Source organism: Gammaproteobacteria bacterium, from assembly GCA_022340215.1.
GTDB lineage: Bacteria > Pseudomonadota > Gammaproteobacteria > JAJDOJ01 > JAJDOJ01 > JAJDOJ01.
Genome location: JAJDOJ010000262.1, coordinates 1 through 25,518 on the forward strand (window position 1 = coordinate 1; position 25,518 = coordinate 25,518).

A 25,518-nucleotide genomic window follows, 5' to 3' on the forward strand; every position below is an offset into this window, starting at 1 on the left:
GGACAGCGCCGCGCCGGGATCGTTCGTCATCAAGGCGCGACAACAGGCGCATAGTCGAACTATGTCACTGTTGTCGCAACACAGAGGACGGACGACAAAGACAAGCAGGATGGTATGTCATTTGACAGAAATCGCCTTAGAAGCCGATGTCGATGTGCGACGTGTTGTTGGCGTCCTGCGACGGGTCGGAGTAGACGCTCGGGTTCTTGAAGAACGCGGACTGGTTGGCGTTGTTGATGGTGTTCACCAGGTCCTGTGTATTGCCCTGGGCAACACTAACGTCGGCGCTGAAGTCATACCGCTTTTCCTTGGTTACGGACTTGAAAGGAAAGCCGGGCCACTTGTAGCTGGTACCGCCGGCAACGGCGGCCATCGCGTCACGGTCCAGGGTCTTGCTCTCGGCGAGGTCTTTGAGCATCAACATGATGAATTCTCCTGTGATTCGAATGGTCGCTTGATTTCAAGGGTCATGAACGATCAACCGTCCATGTCCTGAATAGGGCAGCATGCGTGCCAGTTTTTGTGGTTCACAGGATATGTGGATGTAACTACTTGTAATAAAGTAAGAAATATTCTCCCTGCCGGGAGGCGTCGCGTGTGCAGACGGGAATATCTAACCATGGCCTGGTGGGTTCCAGGAAACAGGATGGATGGATTTGCCGGGTCTGGTGCGACTTTTCCCTGGCAGCCTCCCTCTTCGGGCGGTAGAGGGAGGCGTTGCAGTGCGAGGATGGGGAAGCCGGCGCTTTGCCGGCGAGTCCTGGAAATCAGCGCAATTCGCGGCGCCGAATCACGCGTTTCATGAACTCAGAGGTCTGGGCCCTCCTGATCTCTCCACGGTATGCGATGCCAGTGCTTCGCGCGCGACGCGAGCCGCCCGAAACGGCCTCCATCGCCTTCTGGTCCAGATCCATGCTTTCGGCAAGATCCTTGACGACAATCCTGGACATGCGATTCTCCGGTCTGTTGACACAATATCCAGTCGATCACGCTGTCGCTACAGACCGATCGATTGGATGTACGGTGAGTATAACCTAAGGCGTCGGGAGGATTTCACCTTCCAGCAAGTCGAGCGGAAGGGAGCGGCGGCGTGCCATTGCACGGCGATCAATCCTCGGAACGCCTTGTCTTTCAGCGCCAGGAAAGGATGGGGTTGATCAGTGTCTTCCCCGCCTTCTTGGGATCTTCGGCGTGGGTGACGATCGCGGTGATGTTGTCCCGGGCGCCCCGCGACATGACGAGATCGACCAGGCGTTTGCAGCTACGGTCGCAGGTCCCGCGCAACAACTCCATGGCAATCTCCGAATCGGCCAGTTCTCCGTAGAGCCCGTCACTGCAGATCAGGAAGGTGTCGCCGTCCTTGATCTCCAGGATACGGCACTCCACATCCAGCGTGTCCGAGGCGCCGACAGCGCGGGTGATCTCGTTGCTCGGGGGGATGCTGTCCGCGACCTCGCGATCCATGATGCCGGCGGCAACCATGTCCTCCACCAGCGTGTGGTCTCTCGTCAGTTGGGTGAGTTTCCCGCGCCGGGACTGATAGATGCGGCTGTCTCCGGCCCATAGGCAGGCGCACTCCTGACTGTGGGCTAGCAGGATCGCCACGGTGCTGCCGATGACACCGACACCACGGCTCGAGGCCTCTGTTCTGAGTTCGCGATTGACGTCCTGGAGAATGGCGGTGACGGTGCGGATTCGGGTGGGAAGGTCTTCCGCGGAAGGTGTTCCAGCGACCCGGTCGACGATCATCTGACTGGCGAAATCGCCGACTGCATGTCCTCCCATGCCGTCGGCCACGACCCAGAGGCCCAGATCGGGGGCGTCAAAAAACGAGTCCTCGTTGTATTCGCGCACCTTTCCGGTTTCGCTGAGGGACGAGGACGCCCAGTAGTATTGTTGCTGGATCACGATACGCTGGCCGAGGGTGGTGAAAAACGTAGTGGCGCTACGTCCGCACTACGGCATGTTCTCGCGCCACTACAGGATACGCATTTTCCACACTTTCGGCGTTCGGCGCACTATCGGTGGGAGGAAATCCGGAGCGCGCAGCGATCGTTTCCGGTGGGTGGGCGATCGGCGCCGGCCCGGATGCCGCTCCGGCATCCGGTAGAGCGCGGTGGCGCCAGGGGCAGTCTCCGGTGGAGGCCCGCCAGGCAGTTGCCTCGACTCAGGCGCCTGTCAGCAGATCGTCGAAGTCTTCCAGGGTCCAGGCCTCGATGGGTTCGGGTGGATCCAGGTCCGACGGGTTGATCGCTTCGATCTGGAGGGTCCGGCTTTGGTCGCTGTAGTCGTGCATGGGGGCTCTCTCGTGTTCGTTTCGTCAAGGCTTTCAGTCTATGTAGAGGCACGAAGCACGATATATGCCAAAAATTCTGGATTTACAGATATGTCACTATAATTATTTGTATTAGCTTATGAAAATTGGTCTTTTATGAAGCGGGGTACGTGGCTGCACGGATTGAGAGCCGTTCTGATGTTTGTCTGGCGGCACCGATTTTTTCTAAAAGTCGCCTGCATGAAAACAGTCTGAGGTTAGTCCTTGCGCGCCGGCCTGACAACAGTCCCGTCCCGCGCTTCCTCCCGGTCCGGATTGGCGTGCTTCAGGGTTTCCGCGAAAATCGTCTCGTTGGTGTCGTCGGATTCCGGTTTCTTCTCCCCGTCGCCGCGATCAGTGGAGGATGTCTCCACTTCGACGGGTTGCGCCGGCATCTGCTCTGTCCGCGGAGAGGCCTCATGTTCGGTCGGTTCGGCAGCCGGTTGTTCTTGGGTGTTGGTCCGGGCGAACAGGTTCGGCCCTTCCGCTTTCGGTGTGGCCCGCTTTCCCTCTCTCGGGTTGGCCGGCTTTTCCTCAGGCGGTGCGCCGGTGGGTACCCGCGTGTGGCCGGGTATCTCCCGTGGCCTCGCAGGAGGCGCGGGTGTGCTCGGTCTCGCTGGTGCTGCAGCCGAAGGTTCCGGTGGTTCGGGTTGTCCGTGGCGGGGCAGGTCGGCTCCGGGCGCCATCGCCGGCGCCTCGGCGATCACCGTCGCGGCTGCGGCTGCCATGACTGTCTCGTCCATGTCCTCCCTCTGCGGCATGCTGCAGAGAAATTCGAACCGGGCAAAGCGGATGCGGTCGCCGTTCTTCAGCCGCCGCTCTTCAACCAGTCGTTCCCCGTTTACCCAGGTCCCGTTGACACTGCCGCGATCGCTGATCCAGTAGCCATAGTTGCGGTATTCGATGACGGCGTGGTCGCGGCTGATCAGGTCGTCGCGGATGGCGATGGTTCGTGCATTTCCGGATTCGTCACCGGGCGCCCGGCTGATCCATGTCAGCTTGCCGGTAATGTCGTAGTTCTGGCGCCGCGATGCGCCGCTCACGTCTTCTAGCATGCATGGGGGTGTGAAAGCCACCTGCCCGGGCGGGACCTCCGGTTCCGAAGTGGGAGAGGGCCGGGAGGTGCGTCGCCGCAGCATCCCCGTCAGCAATCCCGCCACAAGCAGCGCGGCTGCAACGACCATCGGGATCGGGTTCTGTCTTGCCCAGACGAGGGCCTGGCCGGACGCCTCGACGATTCGCGCGATTGGAGCAGGGGTACCCGGCGCCGGTGGTTCCTCACCGGGTTCTACCGCCTGCCGGTCCATAGCCGCGGATTCCGCCCGTGGTGGAGCGAGTGGGGCGCGATCGGCTCCGGGTCCCACAGCAAGGGTTTCGGTTCCCGGGCTCTCGGCTTCGACCACGGCCGGCGCGGTCGCGGGCCGCGTCGGCGGTTCTGCGATTGCCGCGTCGGTTTCGCTCTGCCGGGCGGGTGTCTCGATGCCGCCGAGGGAGACCCCCACCGTCCTCAGTGCCATACCCAGGTCGTCGATACCGGCGGCCCGGAGATAGGTGCCGCCCGTCGTATGGGCCAGAGTCTGCACAACCTGGATGTCGGCATCTTCCGACAAGGCGATCCCGTAGATCCGGATGCCGGCGCTGGCGGCCTCGGCACCCAGGATCTCCCGCAGCCAGCGGGAATAGTCGAAGTCCCGGTCCGGGTCCCCGGTGTCGATCGGGCCGTCCATCAGAAGGACGATACCGAGGTCGGCCGCCTCCCGCCCCTGGCTGCTCAGTTCGTAGATCGCACGCTCCGTCGCCGATGCGGCGTTGGAATGACGGCCCGAGTAGTCGAGTCCTCCGAGGTTCGCGACAACCGTGTCGCGATCCGCCGGCGAGAGAGGGATCGCTGGCACCACGCCCCGGTCGTACAGCATGACCCCCACCCGGCTGTCCGCGGGCAGGTCGCCGATGAATTGCTCGAGGAGGGTCCTGACCCGAAAATCCGGGTCGTGTCGCTGCATGCTCGAGGAGTTGTCCAGCAGTACGACGATATCGAGCGGGCCGCCCGCCGCATGCGCAGTGAGCAGGGGCGCAAACGCGAGCCACAACGCGGTTATTGCCGGCAGAACGGCGCGGGATAGCGAACGCCCGATTAGCAGGACGTTCGACTTGTAGATCGACATGGACGGTTCGCTTTGTTTTGCTGACTAAAGGGTATTCTAGCGTGGATGAATCTCAAGTCGATGTTCGTCGAAGCGCACGTGGTCGGTATCTTCCGCTTCCGGGAGGAGCATCCCGGTGCAAGGGCTTGGGTGTATCTGACCCTGCTGGCGGTGTTGGCGGGTTGTGCAACCCCGGCCGAGCGGATCGATGCCGAGGCGAGGGAGCTGGGGTTTGCGCGTCGTGTGGTCTCGGGCGGGGCATTTCGGCACGTTGTCTATTTCAATGAATCTCGGGGCGAACAGGCTGCGGGGCGTTCCGGTACCCTGCATGTCTATCTGGAGGGCGACGGTTCCCCCTGGATCAGGGAACGCTGGATCGCGAGCGACCCGACACCGAGAAATCCCGTGTTGCTCAGGTTGATGTCACTGGACGGGGCGAGGAGTGTCTATCTGGGGCGCCCCTGTTACCTCGGCCTGGCGGACGATCCGGCTTGCGATCCGATGTACTGGACCTCGGCGAGGTATTCCCCGGCGGTGCTCGACAGCACCGGGGAGGCGCTGCACCGGGTCATGGAGGAACTCGATTCCCATCGGCTGGTACTGATCGGCCACAGCGGCGGCGGTGCCCTGGCGATGCTGCTGGCCGGGCGGTTCGAAGAGACCGCCGCGGTCGTCACGCTGGGCGGTAATCTGGACACCGACGCCTGGACCGCGCTTCACGGTTACAGTCCCCTGGACGATTCGCTGAACCCTGCGAAGCAGCCGCCGCTCGATCCGGACATCCGGCAGATCCATCTGGTGGGAGAGAATGACACCGTGGTGCCGCCGGAGATGGTACGCGGCGTGAGCGCCAGCCAATCCGCCGCCGTGTTCCGGGTCGTGCCGCGGTTCGATCACGCCTGCTGCTGGGGGGAGATCTGGCCGGACGTGCTTCGCTGTGTGTCGTCTGCGGATGCGGTATCCGCCGGAGACCACCCGGTAGAACGGCGGGGCTCGAGCTGCCCCCTGTCCTTCAGGTGAACTTGCGAAATCCTCCCATCCGCAGTTCAATGCGAGGGGTGTGCTTGATGTGGCCACTCGCGACGGTGGTCCTGTTTCCGCCTGCCGGACGGCGGATTGCCATGAACGGTTCGGAGACGGAGCTTTCTCAGTGACTACTCTCAGTGACTACGGGTTCTGTGCTGGAGCCTGGGGATGCATCGAGAGCCCGGGCGAACTTCGACCAGCCGGTCCGTCAAACCGGCCCGTACCCGGCATATTCAAAACGATCAGGGGGATTGCAGACGATGAAAACTTCAGGAGGTACCGGTACCCGGGCCGGGTTGCGGCCCCGCGTCGGTGTTTCGATCAGCCACGCGAGGGTCAAATCTGCCGTGGCAGCCACGTTTCCCATGCTGTTGGCGGGCGCGGGTCATGCCGCCACTCTGGGTGAGCTTCCTGGCCAGACCCAGTTGCAGTCAAACACGGGTAACGGGATCGCCACGGTCTGCGCAGGATTTGATCGTGGAAATAACGTGCAGAACCCCACGCAGCAGAGCCTCTTCGATACCTGCCGGTCGATGGTGCAGAACGGCAACCAGATCGCGGGGAGTGGACCGACCTCGGACAGTCTCAATCTACCCGAGAGCGAACTGAACGGCGCCATCCAGAATGCCGCCACCGAGGAGATCGCGATGACCAACACGGTCACCACGCGCACCTCGAACGGGCAGGTCGCCAATATCATGGGCAGGATCTCCGAGCTGACCGCCGGGGGCGGTGGGTTCTCGATCGCCCAGGTCAACGAAAATGGCACCCGGATCGGTGCGCCCGGCCGGGCCCTGCTGGCGGGCGCCGGACAGCGGGGTGGCGCGGCCAGTGCCGACGACGCCTCGCCCGTTAAAAAACTGGGCGGGTTCGTCAATCTGATCGGCAGTTTCGGCGAAAAGGACCAGACGGCCCAGGAGGACGGTTTCGATTTCAACACCATCGGCATCACCGCCGGTGTGGACTATCGATTCACGGATAATGTCGTGGCGGGTGCCGCGCTCGGTTACACCCGACTCAATTCCAGCTTTACCCAGTCTACGGATGTCTCCGGCGGGGATTCCGACGCGAACGGGTACGGCCTGGCCCTCTTCGGCCTCTACTACCTCGATCGGTTCAATCTGCACGGCATCTTCGGATACTCCCGCAACAACTTCGACCTCCAGCGCAGCGTCGTCATTCCGTCGAACAACCCGAACATCGCCCCCCAGGCGGTGACCGCCGAGTCCAGTCCGGACAGCAATCAGTTCTACATCGCGGGAGGCGTGGGCTACGACATAGACACGGGGGCCTGGAACTATGGACCGTTCCTCGACCTGCGTTATCTCAACGCCGACATCGACGGTTACACCGAAACCGGCGCCGGCGGGCTCAACCTGCAGGTGGACAGTCAGGACTTCGACTCGTTGCAGACCGTGCTGGGTTTCCAAGGCGCCTATGCGATGAGCCAGAGCTTCGGCGTCCTGCAGCCGTATCTGCGCGCGGCGTGGCACCACGAGTTCCTGAACGACTCGCGTACCATCAATTCGCAGTACGTCAACGAGTTCATCCCGGTCGGGGGCAGTCCCACCCTCCTGCCCGTCGTGACCGAGGCGCCCGATCGAAACTGGGGCACCATCGGGGTCGGTTTGTCCAGCGTGTTCCAGGGTGGATGGCAAGGCTATTTTCTCTACGAGCGCTGGGTTGGACTGGAGTACATCACGGATAACGTCTTCAGCCTCGGAGTCCGGGGAGAGTTCTGACGGTATCCACGCCTGGAATGCGATGGCCTTTAGCCAGGAACACCGGGGGCGGTCGTCCCGCCCCCGGCCACACGGTCCCTTCGATTGAGGACTGAGGAGTCTCGAGAGCGCTCCCCATACGCTTCTGACGCTTCAGAAAGTCGCGCCGCACGGCGCTGAATTCACTACACTTCCAGAATCACGCTCCGATGACGCCGGTATCTCGAACCGGGACTGCTCACGGATCGATGCAGGCCGCATTGGGGCGAATTGCCGGACCACAGACGCTTCCCCGGGGGGGCGTGCCGCACGGATGTCGTCGATGATTGAGATTCCCGGTTTCAGGATCGAGTCCCGGATTGGCGAGGGCGGGATGGCGACCGTCTACCTTGCGGTTCAGGAGAACCTGGACAGGGAGATCGCGCTCAAGGTCATGAATTCGGCCCTGGTGTCCGATCACGCCTTCTGCGAGCGCTTTCTCAAAGAAGGCAAGATCATCGCGAAGGTCAGCAGTCATCCGGACATCGTGACCATCCACGACATCGGCTGCTACGACGGCCAGCACTACTACATGGCCATGGAGTATGTCGCGGGCGGCAATCTGAAGGACCGCATCAAGTCCCGAGTATCACAGGAAAGACCGCTCGATATTCTACGGCATGTCGCCAGCGCGCTCGGTTACGCCCACGAACTGGGATTCATCCACCGGGACGTGAAGCCCGCCAATATCCTGTTCAGAGAGAACGGGGAGCCGGTGCTCTCCGACTTCGGGATCGCCAAGTCGCTCAATTCCGAGACCCAGCTGACGAAGATCGGGTTCACGGTCGGGACGCCCGAGTATATGAGTCCCGAGCAGGCGGTGGGTCAGGGAATGGACGGACGCTCGGACATCTACAGCCTGGGCGTCGTGTTCTACGAGATGCTTACCGGCGAGAAACCCTTTAAGGGAGACGATGCCTTCTCGACGGCGTTGTTGCACGTCAACAGCCAAATCCCTCGACTCCCCGGGGAACTCGAACGTTTTCAGCCGCTGCTCGACGGGATGCTCGCCAAGAAGCCGAACGACCGGTTTGCCGACGGCGAAGCCCTGATCAGGGGTATCGAAGCCATCGAGGCGGGCCGGCTACCCGAGGGGATCGCCGTGACCCGCGCCCCGGCATCGGCTGCGACCCGCGCGATGCCGGGTCTGGCAACCGGTCCGAAGGGCGCGCGTTCTGACGCCGACGAGGGAGGCGGGCTGCCTGGCTGGGTCCGGGGGCTGGCTGTCGCGGTCGCAGCAATCGGCCTCGGACTGCTCGCTTTCCTTTACTATGCCGGCATTCCCGGATCAGGCGGGTTGCCGGAAGAACGGGGGGGGGCGACACCGGCCGATGTCGTTTCGGCCGATCCCGCGCCCGGCGGCGATACGGATTCGGCGGAGGCGGGATCGCAGGATCTCAAGGGGGAACTGCGCGTTAAGGTCGACCGGCTTCTCGGGATCGCTGAGGCCCACGAGACCGTCGGTCGGTTGACGGAGCCGCCCGGGGCCAATGCCCTGGAGGCCTACCGGATGGTGTTGGAACTGGACCCCGCCAACCTCCGGGCCCAGGAGGCCATCGCGAGGATCGAATCCGGAGCCGGGAGCTGAACCCGTGACCGTTGGTACCGCGGGCCGGTCGGCCATCGCGCCGAGTCCGATCGGCGGGTTTGTTGGTTTTCTGCATACGAATTGACGAGGAAATGTTGGTCCATTTCGTAATTCTGAGGCGTTTGTAACGGGTGGTTTCGCAGAAATACAATTAATATCAATTTGTTAGGTATGATTCCGTAACTTTGGTCATTCGGCCTCGATTTTGCTTGGGTTTGTATGCCTGCGTCTTTACGGCGACGACCCGCTGGATGTCAGTCGCGTCTTGTAACGACACGATTCGGTGAATTTATCGGGGGCCGGGGATTCAAACCCTCTAGGGACGAGTGTCGCCGGGGGGCGTGGCCCGGTGGAATTGTCGGTGACCGATGGGAGAATCCCCAGGCCGATCGGGCAGATATTGGGACGACAGCAGAGCCGGACCGGGCGTTTCGTTGCCGCGGCCCTGCCTGCAAACAACGATTCTCGAACCGCCGGCCCCGATGCCGCCGGCTATCGATGGAAGTGCTCCACGGGTCACTTCCGACTCCAGGCTGGATGTGTTCATCCAGCCGGTTTTCGAGTTTAGAGGGACTGCGAAAATGAGACGTACACTATTGATTGCGATTGCGGTATTCGCCGCAGGTTGTGCCACGCAATCCGCGATGGAGCGCCAGACTGAGGCCGCGACGGGGGATGCCGACAGCCTGATGGTGGTCGACTGCCTGCTGCCCGGGCAGATCAGGAAGCTGGGCTCAGGCATGACCTATCTCACGCCACGGCGGCCGGTGAAAACCTCGGCGGTGGATTGTGAGATCCGGGGTGGCGAGTATGTCGCGTACGATCGTGCGAACTACGCCACGGCCCTGAAGGTATGGCTGCCGCAGGCGCAGGAAGGGGATGCGGAAGCGCAGAACTATGTCGGCGAGATCTACGAAAAGGGTCTGGGGATAGAGGCGGACTACGTCATAGCCGCGAGCTGGTACCGCAAGGCGGCCGAACAGGGCAACACGCGGGCACAGATCAATCTGGGCTATCTCTACGAGAGCGGGCTGGGCGTCCCGCGCGACCTGTCGGTGGCAATGAACTGGTATCGCCGGGCGTCGGGCCTGACCGACGGTGAGCTGGAGTATGTCTCCTCGATCGAGGTCGCGCAGCGCGAGGCGGCGGTGGCGCGCACGGCGAGCCTGGAGCAGGAGGTCGGGGCACTCAGGGGTGAACTCGACGCGAAGGAGTCGGAACTGGCCCGTCGCCAGACCGAGATGCAGCGTACCCGCAACGAGCGGGACCAACTGCAGCGGCAACTGAACGAGCGCAGGGCGGCGATCGCGGCCGCTGGTGGCGCCGTGGCAGTGTCTCCGGGTCTCGACGACGCGCAGCGCAAGGCGCTCGAGGCAGAGCTGGACGCCGCCCGGAACGAACAGGAAAGGCTGATCGAGAAGCTGGCGAACGAGCAGCTCGCCGGCGGTTCACTGGCGCGCGAACTGGCCGAGGCGACTGCCGCGATCGAGGGCAGAAAGCAAGAGCTGGTGGCCCTGCAGAAAGAACTCGATGCGGCCAGGGGGCGCCTGAGTGCGAAGCGGGGCAGTGGTGGTGCCGAGGCGCTGGCCCTGCAGGCGACGGTCGCGCAGCTCGAGCAGGCGATGCAGACCCGGCAGGGCGAGGTCGCCGCACTGGAGCGCGACAATCGCGCGCATGAACAGGCGCTCAATCGACAGATCGCCGAGGCAGGCAAGCGCATCGATACGCTGCAGCGGGAGCTGGCGACGAGCGGCGCCGAGGTTGCGGAAATGCGAGTGCAGCTGGCCACGAGCAGCGACGAGAAGGCTGAGCTGGAGGTGCAGCTTCAGGATGCGCGCGAGGAACAGGCGCGTCTGACCGGTAAGCTGGCCAGCCAGCAACTCGAGGCGGCGCGTCTGCGGGAGGATCTGATCCAGACCAGCCAGGAACGGGACAGGCGGCGGCTCGAGCTGGAGATCGCGGAAAACGAGCTGTCGTCTGCACAGGAGGCCTTGACGGCGTCAAACGCGGCTGGAGGGGATTCCGAGCAGTTGCGTGCGACGATCGAGGCGCTGCAGGCGAAGCTGCGCGCCGGTGAGAGCGAGATCGCGCAAACGGAGGCTCGCATGCGCGCGCAGCAGGCGGAACTCGAGGCGAAGCTGACCGAATCGAACGACGCAGAACGCTCGCTGCAACTGGCACTGAACGAGCGCAACCAGGAGGTCGCGGTACTGGGGGCGCAACTGGCCGCCGCCAATGCCGCCCTGGCCACCGCGGCCGAGACCGACGAGAAGGCGGCGGCGCTCGAGCGGAAACTGCAGGCGCGGGAAGCCGAACTTCAGCGGCAGGAAGCGGAGATCGCGAGCCTGAAGAACGATGTTGCCCAGGGTGCCGGTCCGCAGAGGGAACAGACCGAAATCGCCGCGGTCATCGGCGCGAAACCCGTCGGACCATTGATCGAGATCATCGAGCCGCCGCTCGCCGTGATGCGCGGTACGCCCAGCATTCAACTGCATTCCGATATTCAGGAGCTCGAGCTGATCGGCCGGGTCGACCCCGCCGCGAAGCTCATGTCCTTCCGCATCAACGATGTGGTACGTGAGGTCGACCCCGGTGGATTGTTCCGGGTAAGTCTGCCGGTGAAGCAGCCGCAGACCGCAGTCAATGTGGTGGCCGTTGACGAATCGGGCAAGCGTGCCGCCGTGGACTTCGTCATCATCCCAAGTGAGATCCAGGCCGAGCAGGCTGCTGCTGCGGCGGCATCGAAACCGCAAGGCAGCGCACCCGCCCCGGTAGAATTCGGCAACTATCACGCACTGGTGATCGGGAACAACCATTATGCCAACATGACCAACCTCTCGACCGCGGCAAACGACGCCAAAGAGGTGGCGAGGCTGCTCGAGACCCGTTACGGATTCCAGACGCGCCTTCTGATCGACGCGGATCGATACACCATGCTTTCCGCCTTGAACGACTATCGCGAGAAACTCGCCGAGAACGACAACCTGCTCATTTACTATGCGGGTCACGGCGAACTCGACGAGGTCAACCTGCGTGGTCACTGGCTACCGGTCGATGCCGAACCCGACAGTACGGCCAACTGGATCTCCAATATCGCCATCACCGACATTCTCAACGTGATGGCAGCCAGGCACGTCCTGGTCGTTGCGGATTCGTGCTATTCGGGCTCAATGACCCGCTCGTCGATCGCCCGCCTGGAGGCCGGTCTCACCGACGAGGCCAAGGTGAAGTGGTATCGGACCATGAACCAGGCCCGCACCCGAGCGGTGTTGACCTCGGGCGGCGTTAAACCCGTCCTCGACTCGGGGGGAGGCGATCACTCCGTGTTCGCCAAGGCGTTCATCGACGTGCTGGAGGAGAACGACGGCATCCTCGAGGGATATCACCTTTACCGCGAGGTACAGGCCCGGGTGAAGCGCGCGGCGGCGACCCTGCGCGTCGAGCAGAACCCGCAGTACGCCCCGATCAAGTATGCCGGGCACGAGGCCGGGGAGTTCTTTTTCACGCCGGTCGGTCAGGTCTCGATCCCCGGCCGGCCGCAGCTACTGGCCTCGATTCGGTGAGCCGGGTTTCCGGGCCCTCTGGCAGCGGCGCTCCCGCCACCGCCGGTTCGCTCACGGCTGGTTCCAGTGACGTCATACGACGTCCGTTATCGCCTCGCATTCCCGGAATTGCATGATCCACTCTCTCTCCTCGGGGGACAACGGCGGCTACGACCACCCGCTACCCGATGCCTTCGGTGCGGTCGCGCGGTCTGGTTCTCGTCCCGTACCCCCGCCTGCGAATACCGATTACTTCCAGCACCCATGGCCGACGACACGATCCTCGTAACCGGTTTCGGGCCCTACCACGAGCCCGCGAATGCCTCCGGGGAACTGGTGCAATCGCTGCGGAGCGATCTGCCGGAAGAACTCGTGTCCCTGGAGTCTCGCCTCGCCTTCGAGGTGATTCATTGCGATCAGTCTTCGATGCAGTCGGAGCACCAGAGCCTCGAGACCCAGCTTCAGGGGCTCCTGGAGCGCTACACACCGGTCCTCTGTATCCACACGGGTCAGGCACCGCCCAACAACCGGATCACCGTCGAGAAAATCGCGACCAACTCGTTCATGCGGCAGACCATCGATCCCGACAGGCCGGTGGCGTACTGGTCGAATCTGCCCGGCACCGATGCACTTCAGTCCGTGCTCGAGGATCGTGGTATCCCGGCCGCCTATTCCTTCTACGCCGGACAGCACCTGTGCAACCATATCCTGTACTCGAGCCGGTATTTCGCCGAGACACGGGCCCTGCCACACTGTTCGGGGTTCATCCATATCCCCATATTGCCGGAGCAGGTGACGGGACAGCATCACAAGTCTCCCTTCATGTCGCTGGAGATGACCAGAAGGGCGTTGTCACTGGTCGTAAGCCACGTGTTCGAGACGTTTCGGAACGAACACCGGCGGATCGACGAGAAAGCCTGACATTTAAATCGTAGCAGGACAGGGCAGATGGAGTAGACTCGCGCTGGCCGCTTTCGAGGAATTCCGGCAATCTCGGTTTCACCATGCCATGGCACCCCCTCGCGACCCGTGGGGTGAAGGATCGGAGTGGAGCGGGCCAGACGGCAAGAGACAGGTGATGCATATTAAGATCCTCATGGTGCTGACGTCGCACGACCGACTCGGCGATACGGGAGAACGGACGGGTTTCTGGCTGGAGGAGTTCGCAGCGCCCTACTATATTTTCCGGGATGCGGGTCTGGAGGTGACACTGGCATCTCCGGCGGGCGGGCAGCCGCCGCTGGACCCGAAGAGCAGCGCGCCCGAATTCCAGACCGAGGCTACCAGGCGCTTCGAGACCGATCGCGAGGCCCAGGCCGCTCTGGCAGATACGGTGAAGCTCTCCGAGGTCTCGCCCGGCGATTTCGATGCCGTCTTCTATCCCGGGGGTCACGGCCCCTTGTGGGACCTGGCGGAGGATCCTCATTCCATCGCCCTGATCGAGTCCGTGTACGCCCGGGGAAAACCGGTGGCCGCGGTGTGTCACGGACCCGCGGCGTTCCGGAACACGAGAACCCCGGATGGTCCCATGGTCGCGGGCAAGGCCGTCACGGGTTTCGCCAATTCCGAGGAGGCGGCCGTCCAGTTGACGGACATCGTGCCCTTCTCGGTGGAAGACGAGCTGAGGCGGCACGGCGGGAACTACTCGAAAGGCGAGGACTGGCATCCCCACGTGGTGATCGACGGGCGTCTGATCACCGGCCAGAATCCGGCCTCATCCGGTGACGCGGCCAGGGCCGTGCTGGAGATGCTGCGGGATTCGGCGGAGTAGGGAAGAAGTTTTCCTACCTCAATCATCAGTCGCGATTCTTAAGGTCAGCCCCCCGCAGCGGGGATACTTTCGGGTTTGTAGTAACAAACACTGGATTCCAACGTAATCAAAGGCGAGGGCCAAGCGATGATCGACAAAGCGCCAAGACGACCCGTGTTACTGATCGTGATGGACGGCTTCGGCGTCAATCCCTCGCGCCTGAACAACGCCGTCGCCGTTGCCGAGACACCCCATCTCGACGCCTGTTTCGCGCATTGCTCCCATACCACGCTACATGCCTCAGGCCCGGCGGTGGGGTTGCCGGACGGGCAGATGGGCAACTCGGAGGTCGGGCATCTGACCATCGGTTGCGGGAGCGTGATCCGCCAGGACATCGTGGCGATCGACGACGCTATCGCCGACCGGTCCTTCTTTACCAATCCGGTGTTCGTCGATGCGATGGTCCGTGCCCGCCGCGCGCACCGACCTCTGCATCTGCTCGGTCTGGTCTCCGACGGCGGGGTACACAGTCAGATGGGGCATATCCACGCGCTGATCCGAATGTGCAAGGAGGCGAGGGTTCAGCCGTTACTGCACATGATTACCGATGGTCGCGATACCGCACCGAAGGCGTCTCTGACCTTTCTCCGGCGGGTCGAGGCTGAGCTGCACGAGGCTGGCGGTGCAGTGGCCAGCATCATGGGAAGGTATTACGCCATGGATCGAGACCACCGCTGGGAACGAACCGAACTGGCATGGCGGGCGCTAGTCCTGGGAAAGGGCCGGACGGAGGCCGGTGCCGACAGTGCGATCCGTGGCGCCTGGGACGCGGGCGATACCGACGAATTCATCCGTCCGATTCTGTTGCCCACCTTTCAACCGGTCGGGGCGGAGGACGAAGTGGTCTTTTTCAATTTCCGCAAGGACCGGCCGAAGCAGATCGTTTCCGCCCTCGCCCTGAAGGCGTTCACGGGGTTCGATCGGGGCGATGCGGCGCTGCCGAATGTGACCTGTATGATGCCCTACGACAGGGAGTTCGGTCTGCCCTACGCCTTCGAGCCGGAGCGCCCGGATGTCACCCTCGGTGAGGTCATCAGCGAGGCCGGTTTGCAGCAGTTCCGCTGTGCCGAGACCGAGAAGTATCCGCACGTCACCTATTTCTTCAACGGTCAGCGGGCCGAACCGTTCAGCGGTGAGTACCAGTTCGTTATCCCCTCGCCCAGGGTGGCGACCTATGACCTCAAGCCGGCCATGAGTGCCCAGGAGGTGGCGGATGCGGTGGTCGACGCCATCGCCAAGGACAAGTTCGCCTTTATCCTGGTCAATTTCGCTAACGGTGACATGGTGGGACACACGGCGGTCTGGCACGCGGCACTGGAGGCGGTGGAGACGCTGGATCGCGAGGTGGGCCGGGTGCTGGCGGCAGCGCGGACTGCCGGATACTCCGTTATCCTCACGGCCGATCACGGTAACTGTGAGGAACTCGTCAGCCCGACCACGGAAGAGCCACAGACCCAGCACACGGTATATCCGGTTCCCTGTGCGGTCATCGACGAGCAAGTCTGGCAGCTGTCCTGTGTCGGCGGTCTATCCAATATCGCGCCCGCGGTGCTGCAGCTGATGGGCCTCGGACAGCCTGCAGCGATGACGGGACGGTCCCTGCTGCTGCGACCCCTGGAACCGGTTGGCCGCGAAAAATCGATTCGCACCGCTGCCTGAAGCAGTGCGGCGCACGATGTTGCCGATCGATCCCGGGACCCCCTGGCCGGGTGTCTGAACGGGATGCGATTCCGGATCTTTCATCGAACCGGCTATCACTATAATCGGCCCGTGCGCCTGAGCTGTCACGAGTTGCGGGTCGTTCCCCGGAACGATCCGGGTCAGGTATTGCTCGCCTCCCATGTAAAGATCGATCCGGTCCCGGTGCGCCAGTCCTGCGGCATAGACTGCGAGGGCAATGTCGTACATTGGTTATGGTTCGATCGCCCGACCGAATCGCTGCTAATCGACGTGTCGCTCACCGTCGAGACGCTGCGCAGCAATGCCTTCGACTACCTGTTGCCTTCCGACATGATCTCCGTGCCGTTTCACTACCCACCCGAATGCCAGGGGCACCTGACCACCTATCTGTCGGCGGCGGTGCACCCGTCGGCTCAGCGCTTCACAGATTCGATCCTGGCGTCCGATCGGGACACGCTGGGATTTCTGAGCGACCTGAACCTGGCGATCAACGAGTTCTACACTGGAGACATCAGGGAGTCCGGCGAGCACCAGGCGGCTGAAGAGACTCTGGCCAGGCGACAGGGTGTTTGCCGGGATCTTACCGTGCTGTTCACGGAATGCTGTCGCGCGGTGGGAATCGCGGCGCGCTTCGTCAGCGGCTACCAGAAGGGCGAGCCGGGACCGCGCAAGCGCTATCTGCACGCGTGGCCCGAGGTCTATCTGCCCAACGGGGGCTGGCGGGGTTACGACCCAACCCATGCGCAAGCCGTATCGGATGGGCACGTCGCCGTCGCTGGCGCGGCGGTCCCTGCGCGGGCCAATCCGGTCAACGGGGGGTTCGTCGCGCCTGACGGCATCGCCGCAGCCCGACTCTCCGTCGAACTGGATATCCATGTGGGTGACAACGCATGACGAGGCTGCGGATCAAGGTGGTGCCCTCGTCCTCGAAAGACGTCATCGCCGAGTGGCTCGACGATGCCCTGAAAGTCCGCGTCAGGGCGCCCGCGGAGAAGGGCAGGGCCAACGCGGCGGTGGTGAAACTCCTGGAACGTACCCTGGCGCTGCCCAAGGGGCGCCTTCGGATTCTCTCGGGAAAGACCTCCGGCTGGAAGGTCGTCGAGATTCCGGGGATGTCGGAGTCGGAGGTTCTGGAGCGGCTTTTCGAAATCCCCCCGGGCTGAGCAGTCGCGGGACGACACCCTAGGCGATTTCTGTCAAATGACATACCATCCTGCTTGTCTTTTCGTCCGTCCTCTGTGTTGCGGCAACCGTTCCATCGTTCGACGATGCGCCTGTTGTCGCGTCTTGATGACGAACGATCCCGGCGCGGCGCTGTCCCTGCTTTGCTTGGGCACCGGTCTTGGGCTTCCTGCCCAAGCCGTTCACTGCTTCGCAGTTCACCCGGCGCGATCCGGTATGCCATTTTCCGGCAATCGCCTTATCCCAGGCCCGAGGCAACCCAACATGTCGCGAATCGGGTAAGATCGTAGGTATCCATATCATCGGGTGCGACGCTATGGCGAGGGTAAGAGAATGAAGCGGGAGTCGGTGAATCCCTGGGACTGGGGCCTGAAATGGAACATGGATCAGGGGGAGCTGGTCTCGGGGGCGGGCCGGATGCTGCACTGTTCAGGTCAGGTGGCCGTGGAGCCCGATCCGGATTCGGAGATCGGCATCCGGGTGATGCATGCCGGAGACATCAGGGGGCAGATGGAATCGGCCTTGTCGAACATCGATACCGTGCTCGCCGCGGCCGGGATGACGCGGGCAAACATAATCACCGTGCGTTCCTTCACGACCAACATCGACGGGTTCCTCGCGAACTACGACGTGTATTCGGACTGGATCGCGGCGGCGGGCATCAGGCCTTCCCTATCGCTGCTCGGTGTGCAGCGGCTGGTCCTGCCCCGCCTCATGGTCGAGATCGAGGTGACTGCCGCGGACTAGCGGACATCGTGAGATATCGGCAACGGCATACCCCCCGGGAGATTGCCTTTGGTAAGGAGATGCGCCTGGTGCGGCAGCGACCCCCTCTACGTCGCCTACCATGACGATGAATGGGGTGTCCCGGCACGCGACGATCGGCATCTGTTCGAGATGCTGATCCTGGAGGGCGCACAGGCGGGCTTGAGCTGGTCGACGATCCTGAAGAAAAGGGAGAACTATCGGATCGCCTTCGACGGGTTCGATGTGGAACGGGTGGCGGCCTACCAGGATCGAGACGTCCAGCGGCTGTTGGGAGATCGCGGCATCGTCCGCAACCGGCTCAAGGTCGCATCGGCCCTCCGGAACGCGCGAGCCACATTGGAGGTCACCAGAGAATTCGGCAGCTTCGCTGCATACCTCTGGGGTTTCGTCGATGACACCCCGATACGCAATGCCTGGAAGTCTCTCGAAGAGATCCCCGCGAGCACGGAGGTATCCGACCGCATGAGCCGGGAACTGAAGAAACGTGGTTTCAACTTCGTTGGATCGACGATCTGCTATGCCTTCATGCAGGCCGTTGGCATGGTGAACGATCACACCACGGACTGCTTCCGCTACGACGCGATCCATGTTCTGCCGCGCGGGTCGGGTTGACGGCTGCGCGTTTTCCCCCGCGCCCTGCTGCTACCCCGAGGGTCGGCGTATCCCGGCACCCCCGCTTGAGAACAACAGGTCCAGTTCATCGCCCAGCGCTGTCCCGCTGCTCGATACGTCCCCGGTTCATGACGCCGATCTCGTCCGCCATGGCGAATGCCTCGTGCTGGTCATGGGTGACCAGGATCGTTGTCGGCGATGGTGAGGTGGGGAAACAGGGCGAAATCCTGAAACTCCATGCCGACCCGCCGTCTCTCCGGCGCCAGCGCGTGGTCGCGGGTGCCGACCCGGTGGCCGTGCAGGTGAATCTCCCCGGAATGGATCGACTCGAATCCGGCAATGGCACGTAGCAGGGTGATCTTGCCGCAACCACCGGGTCCGAGCAGACACCCGATCCGTCCCTCCGGAAGCCGCAGGGAAACGTTTTCCACTACCTTGGTCGCACCGAACGCAACGCCGACGCCTTCCAGGCCGAGCCTGTCCGTCATCTCGGTCGACCTGCGACACGCGACTTAGGCTGATGAGTCGGCTCAGCAGGATCACGGGGATGATGCCGGCCAGAACGATGGCGAGCGCAGAACTGGCGGCGTCGGCCAGACGCTCGTCGGTGGCCAGCTCATAGGTCCTCACCGCCAGGGTGTTGAAGTTGAACGGTCGCAGAATCAGGGTCGCCGGCAGTTCCTTCATGACGTCCACGAATACCCGTAGCACCGCGGAGAGCAGACTGGCGCGCATCATCGGCATATGAATCCGCATCAGCACTCCCCGCGGCGGCTGTCCGAGAGAACGCGCCGCCTCGTCCATGGTAGTACTGATCTTGCCCAGGCCGGCAGGCGGCCCGGCCCAGGTGGAGGGGTAGAGCGCCGGCATGTTCTCAACCGACTTTCCGGTTGGGATCCGCAGACACCCATGACGGTGGAACCGCTGCGCTTGTTCCACCCTACGCAAAGTCATGACTCACTGAAAGCACGTAAAAACCGTAGGTCGGATCAAGCGAAGCGGATCCGGCATGCTACGGGTGCTGAAACTGGGCTCGACGTAGATTCCGCGAAGTCAGGTCATCTGGATATAGGCCGGGATGGCCATCGGCAGCAGCATGGCCCATTTCGAATAGCCGACGTCCCGGAAAGCGGTACATACGGCATATCCAGGCCGCGGAGACGCCGATCGCCAGCGTCCCGATCGCCACACCCAGCATCAGCAACAGGGAGTTCGCGATGTAGTCGGCGAGCACCGTCTCCCTCAAGTGCTGCCACACTTCGCCGCCTGACGGTGGACGGGAGAAATTGGCGACCAGGCCCCTGGCCCACTTCTCCGTGGCTTCCTCACCGTCGCTCTCGATCATGGAGGCGACGAGGGACTGGTTGTAGACGTTGCCGGAGGAGCGGATGCAGATCCGCTTGCGCCACCGGTCCGATGCAAGATCCTCGTCGGCGGCGACGACCGCGCCCGGAATCGTGTCCGGAATGCCGAGTGCCAGGAAGGCCTATGTCCAGTATTTCATTGTCGCTTACCACTCCATCAGTATTTAAGGCGATTTCTGTCAAATGACATACCATCCTGCTTGTCTTTTCATCCGTCCTCTGTGTTGCGACAACAGGGCCATAGTTCGTACAGAATGGCGCAAATGATAAGCAATCTCATTGTCGATCTGAATCCCGGCTTCCCGCCTTAGAACCAGACCCTGATGACGCCATACAGGCTTTCCCCGGCGACGAGTCCGGCCGCGATGCTGAGCAGGAAGCGAGCTGACCAGTGGGGCGCGAACCGGTGCAGGATGGCGGCGAGGAGCGCGCCGAGGAAAAGAGTGATCGAGATACCCGCCGGCATAACGAAGGCGAGGCCGAGGGTTGTGCCGCTCGGCAGCCATACCAGCCGGGGGCCGCGGATGCGCCGTTCGAGCAGTGCCAGCACGATCCCGAATACCGCCGCGATAGCCATGGCGAACATCGCCGAGGGGGGAATACTGCCGAGGCCGTGCGTCAGGCTGTCGGCCACCGCCTTCCAGGTCGCCACCGCCGGGGCGGGCCACTCCGGGGTCAGAAGCTGCCGCTCTGGATCGGAAATCAGTTTCAGGTAGACCAGGCTCCCGACCAGGCTGCCGGTGAGGATCCCCGCGCACTGCGCGACGACCTGGAACCCGGGACTGGCGCCGATCAGGTGTCCCGCGCGGAAGTCATTCAGCAGGTCGGCGCACTGGCCGGCGGCGCCGCCGGCGACATTGGCGGTCATCAGGTTGGTCACCGGCTTGCCCGGGGCCATTACGGCAAAGCTGAGCTGCGACACCTTACCGATGGCGCCGATTGGCGGGATACCGGTCTCGCCGGTCACGCGCGCCGCAACCATGGCGAGCGCGAAGGCCATCGGGATGGCGGCAACGGCCATGCTCCAGTGAACGTCGAACAGGAGCATCTGCAGCACGATGGCCAGACCAGCGGCCAGGGCGAATCCACCGAGCCGCGCACCCTGGCCAGGTTCGCGGCCGCGGGCGGCGCCACGGACCGTCACGTTGTCGGCCCGGTGTAGCAGTGCGGCCGCGAAGCCGACCAGACTCGTGGTGACCATCAGGGTGACGCCGGGCCACAACAGCCAGCCGACCAGGGGCTGGAACCAGTTTTCGGCACCCGCCACGTCCACGACACCCCGGTCGATCAGCTCGGGGGCCGCCAGGCCCCAGGCCAGCAGGGCGCCGGCGAGCAGGCCCAGCCCCGCCCGGAGTCCAATGATGCTGCCGAAGCCGAGCAGGAGCAGCGAGGGATCGAAGGCGAGGGTCAGCTTCTGCGCGGAGAACGACGGCGCCCAGCGCGGGATCTGCCACAGGAAGTCATCGACCGCGTTGAACGCGGCCGCCGCGCTCAGGCTGCCGAACAGCATGCCCACGCGGCGCATCGCCTCGCGACCGTGGCTGAAGATGTCGCGCATGGTCTCGGCGGTCGCGACGCCAGCCGGAAACGCGAGCCTTGATTCGACGATCAGGCGAGGGCGCAGGTACCAGCCGACCCAGACGCCGAGAAAACTGACCGCGAACACCCAGGCTGTCAGGGTCGTCCACGGCAGGTTTTTCCCGGTGATCAGCGCGAGCGCGGGGATCGGCGCGACCAGCCCGCCGGAGATGATCGACGCCGCGGACGAGGCCGCGGTCTGGTTGATGTTGCTCTCCAGGATTCCCCACGGCGCGATCCGGAACCAGCGCGCCAGCGGCATCCAGAACGCAAAACCCAGCAGCAGGGCCGTGATCGACATATTGAACGACCAGCCGATCTTGAGACCCGAGTAGACGTTGCAGGGAGCGAGCAGCGCCCCGAGCACGACGCCGGTCACCAGCGCGCGCAGCGTCAGCTCCCGGGGGCGACCGGTAATCGGTGTCGTCGCGGAAGAAGGCGTGGACAGGGCCATCGGTCGGGAGATTGTAGGGCATCCCGCACCCGGGCGTGCGGGGCCCGCGCGGACCGCTCTGGCTTCATGCGGGGTTGCCTACGCCAGCCCGGCATCGAGCTCTGCGTGTCGCCCGGGAGGGCTTTTTTGTTTATTATTACTGTTCCAGATCAATATCGACCATCGACCGCCTCGACGAGACCGCGCACGAGTCCGGCTCCGTCCGCGCCATTCATCTCAACCGCGTCACATCGTTCAACATGAACACGACAACACGTATCGCAGTGGTTACCGGCACAAACCGGGGTCTCGGTCTCGAGACCTGCCGGCAGCTTGCCGCTCAGGGAATCCGGGTGATGATGACCAGCCGATCTGAAGAGAAGGGACGTCAGACGGCAGAACGGCTCCAGGCAGAGGGGCTGGATGTGGTCTTCTTTCCGCTGGATGTGACCGACCCCGATGGCCCAATGCGGCTTTCGGCGTACGTGCGCGAAACCTTTGGCCGCCTGGACATCCTCGTGAATAATGCCGGCATCTTTCCCGATCCCTGGGGAACGGAGGTCTCCAGTGTGTTCCGCGCCGATGTCGCCACCGTCCGTGCTGCGATGGAGACCAACACCTACGGCGCGCTGCGTCTGATGCAGGCCTTGATTCCGCTTATGCAGGGAAGCGGAAACGTGGTCAACGTCTCCTCCGGCATGGGACAGCTTAGCGACATGAACGGGTGCTGCCCGGGCTACCGCCTGTCCAAGTCCGGCCTCAACGCCCTGACCCGTATCTTCGCCGACGAGCTCCGGGATACCGGCGTCAAGATCAACTCGGTCTGCCCCGGATGGGTGCGCACCGACATGGGCGGATCAAACGCGGAGCGTAGCGTCGAGCAGGGCGCCCAGGGCATCGTGTGGGCCGCGACCTTGGACGAAAGCGGCCCGAGTGGTGGATTCTTCCGCGACGGGAAAGCCATTCCCTGGTAGAAGGGTGTTTCACCCCTTGAGGGTGCGTGCCCGGATTCGGGTTCGGTTGCCGGAGTCATCTGGATGAAGCGGTATCGTATCGCGTCCGGAATGGGTTTGGTTTTTTGGTTCTCGAGCATGCCGGGCGGTAGCCGGTGGAGCCGATGACGATCATTTGAGCGAGCCCGTCTTCAGATTTCCGTAACCACCATCGGGAGCCGTCAAGTTGACGAGAACAGCTACCCTGCTTGCTCGATTGGCAGTCACCGCCTTTGTGCTGTCGCCCCTTTCACCGCTGGTCTCGATCGCGGACGAGCGGTGCGACGACGCGTTGACGGTCGTTGAAGACACCATGGTGCGGCTGGCGGCGGACCGCATCGACGGCGTCCTGGGCGCCGTTGCCGACAGCACACGCGCGCTCGGCGATACCTACGGACGGCTGGCGACAGAGCAGGCGGGGCAGACGCCGCCTGACAGCGAGCGCTGGCTCGCGCTGCGCACGACGCGAGGCCATACGACTGGCCTGCGCACCTGGCCCTCGGATCTCAAGTCACCGCCGGCGTTCCAGGCGCCGTACCCGGGCTTCTACAGCTTCGACGGTCGCACCCTGACCAAGGCGGTGCTCCGTCAGTTGGGCCTGTTCGAAAGCTTGGTGCCGACGTTCCGCAGCGCCTACGAGAGCTTCCCGTTCTCCTGGGTCTATGTCACGACCGCCGACAACGCGATGATGATCTATCCCTACGTGCCGATCGAAGAGGCGGTCAACGATGGCACACCCACCGAAACCGTCTACTACAAGGCGGCGGACTTCGACAAGCGGGCGGTAGGCTGGACAGCGCCCTATCTCGATCTGGTCGGAGCCGGCATGATGGTCACCGCGTCCTATCCGATCTACGACGGCGATCGATTGCTAGGGGTGTTGTCCCGCGACATCACGCTCAAGGAGCTCACCTCATCGGTGCTGTCGCGCCTCACCGACGACCGCGGCAGCGCATTGATCGTCGACGCCGACGGCCTGGCCATCGATGTCACCGATCCGGCGCTCGCCGGCGAGATCGATCGGGTCAATGCAAAGGCGGGCGCCGCGGTGCTCTATTACCGCACCGAGCGGGGCATGAGGGAGGCTGCTGCCAAAGGTGCCTTGGCGTCCGAGGCCGCCAGCATCAATGCTCTGGTAGAGCAGGTGCTGAGCCAGGCCGACAGCGCCGGGACCGTCCGGATCGGTCTGGACGGCCGGCGCGTACTGGCGGCGCGGATCGAGCGTACCGGTTGGCTCCTGGTCTTGATCCGGCAGCAGGAGTAGTTGCGCGTGGCAGGGAAGGATCCAGTCGACCCTTTCGCCCAGCGCTGCGCCCCGCAACTCGTCGGAGAGCATTTTGCACACAAGGTCGCCTGGGGCAGTGCAGAGCTTGCCTCCGTGACCGGCGATTCAGCACCGCGCAGGTTGAGCGCTGACATAGCCCGGCACTTGGTAGCAGCTCAGGACAGCGACGGCACCTGGATGGCCGACCAGCCACACCACACGCGTGTGGACCAGAGCGCCGAGGTCGCGATCTGGCTTCTGGAGATCGCCGCGCTCCCGTAGGTAGATGAAGGAATCAGGATGGTCGATTCGGAATCAACCGAGGGTTCCGACGCCCAGTGCCGGATTTCAAGTCTCGTTTTCTTCCGCTGTCTCCGGTTCCTTCCCCGGGTTCCGGGATTCGGTGTCCGACTCGGTATCCGGCGCGCCTTCGTGCTCGGCGGTTCCGGTCTCCGCAGGTGTCTCGTTCTCCACCTCAGGGTGGGTCTGTCGGGCTTCGCCGTTGTTCTTGTCCGCGAGCCCGGATTCGGGCTCCTTCGCCTGTTCCACCTCGACGAGACTGGCACGGCTCGCTTCCAGGATCGGCTTGGCGTCCCAGTCCGCTATCTTGAAGTAGTAGTCGTTGTCCGAGCGCTTCAGGACATAGAATTCGTCCGTCGTGGCACGTGAAATGCTGTAGGTGAGCGGTGCGCCGGAGCCCTGGCTTACGGTGAAGTCGATCAACGGTTCGTCCTGCCGGTACTCGGGTTTGGCCGCTTTGCCGAGTACTGACTGAATTTCCAGAGTGGACAGCTTGCCGAGCAGTGCGTCGACCTTCGTGATGGCAACGGACTCCCCTTCGCCAAGTCCCTCGATCGCCGGTTTGCCGTCCTCGATGCTGATCGTGACCTCGGGCAGCTCGACGCGGCGGATGTCGTCACGCTTCAGGGCCAGTACCCTACGATCGATCCAGTCGGCCGGGTCCACACCCGCTTCGAAGGCGCTGAAGGCGACGGAGTAGATCTCGTTCTCTCCGGCAGCCCGCGCGTGAATCCGGCGGAAACCGGGGGAACTGCCAAGCACGATGGCCGTGATCTGACTGCCGTTCCCGTTGAGAACGATTTTTCGCTCAAAATCCTCATCCGCGACGCGGAAACGCCGGGCGGCCCCGGCGGTGGTGGCCACCGGCCAGCCGCGTTCGAGCGAGGACAGTTTTTCTAACATTGCATCGGTCTTCTTCTGCTCGGCCGGGTAATCATCCAGTCCCGGCAGGACCCACTTGCCTTCCTTCAGGGCGAGCTCGACAGCCTCACCCTCACCGTCCTCGATGCGCAGGGTGTCGATACTGGACGGGTCGAACGTCAATAGTGGGACATCGCCTTCGGCATCGCCGTCTTTTCTCGCGCTGGCATGCATCACAGCGAGCAGTGCGAGCTGAGCGGCGAGTAGCATCCCGAGCGCGTAGATAGCGGGTCTCTTCAC

General features: G+C 63.3%; 20 protein-coding genes and 4 pseudogenes. 14 read left to right on the forward strand and 10 right to left on the reverse strand.

What is annotated here, in order from left to right:
* Window positions 1–136 precede the first annotated feature (136 nt).
* The 4 genes from LJE91_17755 to LJE91_17770 all read right to left on the reverse strand — a co-directional run bounded on the left by LJE91_17755 (window position 137) and on the right by LJE91_17770 (window position 4,479).
* Complete coding sequence (locus LJE91_17755) at window positions 137–424, reverse strand: hypothetical protein (protein ID MCG6870507.1); 288 nt, start codon at window positions 422–424, stop codon at window positions 137–139.
* Window positions 425–767: 343 nt separating this feature from the next.
* A complete protein-coding gene (locus LJE91_17760) occupies window positions 768–950 on the reverse strand; it encodes a hypothetical protein (GenBank protein ID MCG6870508.1) in 183 nt (60 codons plus the stop codon).
* A 181-nt stretch (window positions 951–1,131) separates the two neighbouring features.
* Window positions 1,132–1,908 carry a protein phosphatase 2C domain-containing protein gene (locus tag LJE91_17765; GenBank protein MCG6870509.1) on the reverse strand — a complete coding sequence of 259 codons (777 nt, stop codon included), beginning with the start codon at window positions 1,906–1,908 and terminating at the stop codon, window positions 1,132–1,134.
* 624 nt (window positions 1,909–2,532) lie between these two features.
* A complete protein-coding gene (locus LJE91_17770) occupies window positions 2,533–4,479 on the reverse strand; it encodes an FHA domain-containing protein (GenBank protein ID MCG6870510.1) in 1,947 nt (648 codons plus the stop codon).
* Between the two features lie 45 nt (window positions 4,480–4,524).
* Between LJE91_17770 and LJE91_17775 the strand changes: the two genes are divergently transcribed.
* The 11 genes from LJE91_17775 (at window position 4,525) to LJE91_17825 (ending at window position 18,426) form a co-directional block, all read left to right on the forward strand.
* Window positions 4,525–5,478: an alpha/beta hydrolase gene (locus LJE91_17775; protein ID MCG6870511.1), complete on the forward strand. Its 954-nt coding sequence runs from the start codon at window positions 4,525–4,527 to the stop codon at window positions 5,476–5,478.
* 266 nt (window positions 5,479–5,744) lie between these two features.
* On the forward strand, window positions 5,745–7,226 hold the full coding sequence (locus tag LJE91_17780; GenBank protein MCG6870512.1) for an autotransporter outer membrane beta-barrel domain-containing protein: 1,482 nt from the start codon (window positions 5,745–5,747) through the stop codon (window positions 7,224–7,226).
* A 301-nt stretch (window positions 7,227–7,527) separates the two neighbouring features.
* Window positions 7,528–8,832 carry a serine/threonine protein kinase gene (locus LJE91_17785; GenBank protein MCG6870513.1) on the forward strand — a complete coding sequence of 435 codons (1,305 nt, stop codon included), beginning with the start codon at window positions 7,528–7,530 and terminating at the stop codon, window positions 8,830–8,832.
* Window positions 8,833–9,413: 581 nt separating this feature from the next.
* Window positions 9,414–12,395, forward strand: coding sequence for a caspase family protein (locus LJE91_17790; protein MCG6870514.1), 2,982 nt, complete (start codon window positions 9,414–9,416; stop codon window positions 12,393–12,395).
* Window positions 12,396–12,638: 243 nt separating this feature from the next.
* Window positions 12,639–13,295: a pyroglutamyl-peptidase I gene (locus LJE91_17795; GenBank protein MCG6870515.1), complete on the forward strand. Its 657-nt coding sequence runs from the start codon at window positions 12,639–12,641 to the stop codon at window positions 13,293–13,295.
* A 163-nt stretch (window positions 13,296–13,458) separates the two neighbouring features.
* Window positions 13,459–14,145 (forward strand): type 1 glutamine amidotransferase domain-containing protein, encoded by a 687-nt coding sequence (locus LJE91_17800; GenBank protein ID MCG6870516.1) that lies wholly within the window; start codon window positions 13,459–13,461, stop codon window positions 14,143–14,145.
* 126 nt (window positions 14,146–14,271) lie between these two features.
* Window positions 14,272–15,843 (forward strand): 2,3-bisphosphoglycerate-independent phosphoglycerate mutase, encoded by a 1,572-nt coding sequence (gene gpmI / locus LJE91_17805; protein ID MCG6870517.1) that lies wholly within the window; start codon window positions 14,272–14,274, stop codon window positions 15,841–15,843.
* A 63-nt stretch (window positions 15,844–15,906) separates the two neighbouring features.
* Window positions 15,907–16,758, forward strand: a complete 852-nt coding sequence (locus tag LJE91_17810) for a transglutaminase family protein (GenBank protein ID MCG6870518.1) — start codon at window positions 15,907–15,909, stop codon at window positions 16,756–16,758.
* Window positions 16,755–17,027: a DUF167 domain-containing protein gene (locus tag LJE91_17815; protein ID MCG6870519.1), complete on the forward strand. Its 273-nt coding sequence runs from the start codon at window positions 16,755–16,757 to the stop codon at window positions 17,025–17,027. The genes LJE91_17810 and LJE91_17815 overlap by 4 nt, the downstream gene beginning before the upstream one ends.
* A gap of 352 nt (window positions 17,028–17,379) precedes the next feature.
* The gene (locus LJE91_17820; protein ID MCG6870520.1) at window positions 17,380–17,793 is read left to right on the forward strand and encodes a RidA family protein; all 414 of its coding nucleotides are present in this window, start codon (window positions 17,380–17,382) and stop codon (window positions 17,791–17,793) included.
* 48 nt (window positions 17,794–17,841) lie between these two features.
* Window positions 17,842–18,426 carry a DNA-3-methyladenine glycosylase I gene (locus tag LJE91_17825; GenBank protein ID MCG6870521.1) on the forward strand — a complete coding sequence of 195 codons (585 nt, stop codon included), beginning with the start codon at window positions 17,842–17,844 and terminating at the stop codon, window positions 18,424–18,426.
* A gap of 188 nt (window positions 18,427–18,614) precedes the next feature.
* Here the strand turns inward: LJE91_17825 and LJE91_17830 are convergent.
* The 5 genes and pseudogenes from LJE91_17830 to LJE91_17850 form a co-directional block, all read right to left on the reverse strand.
* A pseudogene (locus LJE91_17830) lies at window positions 18,615–18,914 on the reverse strand (ATP-binding cassette domain-containing protein).
* Window positions 18,915–18,954: 40 nt separating this feature from the next.
* Window positions 18,955–19,257 (reverse strand): annotated as a pseudogene (locus LJE91_17835) (iron ABC transporter permease).
* Between the two features lie 234 nt (window positions 19,258–19,491).
* Window positions 19,492–19,690 (reverse strand): annotated as a pseudogene (locus LJE91_17840) (iron ABC transporter permease).
* Window positions 19,685–19,867: pseudogene (locus LJE91_17845) on the reverse strand (Fe(3+) ABC transporter substrate-binding protein). The pseudogenes LJE91_17840 and LJE91_17845 overlap by 6 nt, the downstream one beginning before the upstream one ends.
* A 230-nt stretch (window positions 19,868–20,097) precedes the next feature.
* Entirely contained in the window at window positions 20,098–21,822 is a 1,725-nt protein-coding gene (locus tag LJE91_17850; protein MCG6870522.1) for an OPT/YSL family transporter, read from the reverse strand.
* A gap of 239 nt (window positions 21,823–22,061) precedes the next feature.
* Between LJE91_17850 and LJE91_17855 the strand changes: the two genes are divergently transcribed.
* From LJE91_17855 to LJE91_17865, 3 genes are all read left to right on the forward strand, one after another.
* Window positions 22,062–22,775: an SDR family oxidoreductase gene (locus LJE91_17855; protein ID MCG6870523.1), complete on the forward strand. Its 714-nt coding sequence runs from the start codon at window positions 22,062–22,064 to the stop codon at window positions 22,773–22,775.
* A 205-nt stretch (window positions 22,776–22,980) separates the two neighbouring features.
* Window positions 22,981–24,057 (forward strand): histidine kinase, encoded by a 1,077-nt coding sequence (locus LJE91_17860; GenBank protein ID MCG6870524.1) that lies wholly within the window; start codon window positions 22,981–22,983, stop codon window positions 24,055–24,057.
* A 6-nt stretch (window positions 24,058–24,063) separates the two neighbouring features.
* Entirely contained in the window at window positions 24,064–24,339 is a 276-nt protein-coding gene (locus LJE91_17865; protein ID MCG6870525.1) for a hypothetical protein, read from the forward strand.
* A 66-nt stretch (window positions 24,340–24,405) separates the two neighbouring features.
* Here LJE91_17865 and LJE91_17870 read toward each other — a convergent pair whose 3' ends face one another.
* Window positions 24,406–25,518: a DUF4340 domain-containing protein gene (locus LJE91_17870; protein MCG6870526.1), complete on the reverse strand. Its 1,113-nt coding sequence runs from the start codon at window positions 25,516–25,518 to the stop codon at window positions 24,406–24,408.